Here is a 529-nt window from a genome sequence, read left to right on the forward strand (position 1 = left end):
CCTGATCTGGCGAGCGGCCCGACCCGACATTCGCCTACTACGACATGATGGCGCTCGGCGCGATGCGCACACTCTACGACCGCGGGTTGCGCATCCCCGAGGACGTCGCCGTGGTCGGCTTCGACGACATCGAGGAGGGCCACTACGGGGCGGTGTCGCTCACCACCATCGCCCCGGACAAGGCGGCGATCGCGGAGCTGGCCGTGGAGTGCCTGGTCACGCGGATCACGACGCCTCCGTCCCCCTCGGACGAGCCGCGCCGCATCCACCCCCCGTACCGGCTCGTGGTGCGGGAGTCGACGCGGGTCAGGCGGGGCTGACAGGCCTGACGGGGCTGACTGGGCTGACGGGCGGCCGGGTGGTACCGCTGGTCCCAGGAAGACGGGACGCTTGGCCGGCCGCGAGCGCGCGCCGCTGGGTGGAGCGTTTACGACAAGTCTGATCACCGGAGCGAACAAGGGTCTCGGCTTCGTATGCACCTGTGGGCTCGTGTGGGTGGGACACTGTGTGTTTACTGGTAGCCTGGACT

At 69.4% G+C, this 529-nt stretch carries 1 pseudogene; it reads left to right on the plus strand.

The features are described 5' to 3' along the window. Positions 1-26: 26 nt before the first annotated feature. Positions 27-320, plus strand: a pseudogene (locus tag I8J30_RS32720) (substrate-binding domain-containing protein); the annotation flags it as partial. Between the last annotated feature and the right edge of the window lie 209 nt (positions 321-529).

The organism is Paenibacillus lignilyticus (assembly GCF_017942085.1).
Lineage (GTDB): Bacteria > Bacillota > Bacilli > Paenibacillales > Paenibacillaceae > Paenibacillus_Z > Paenibacillus_Z lignilyticus.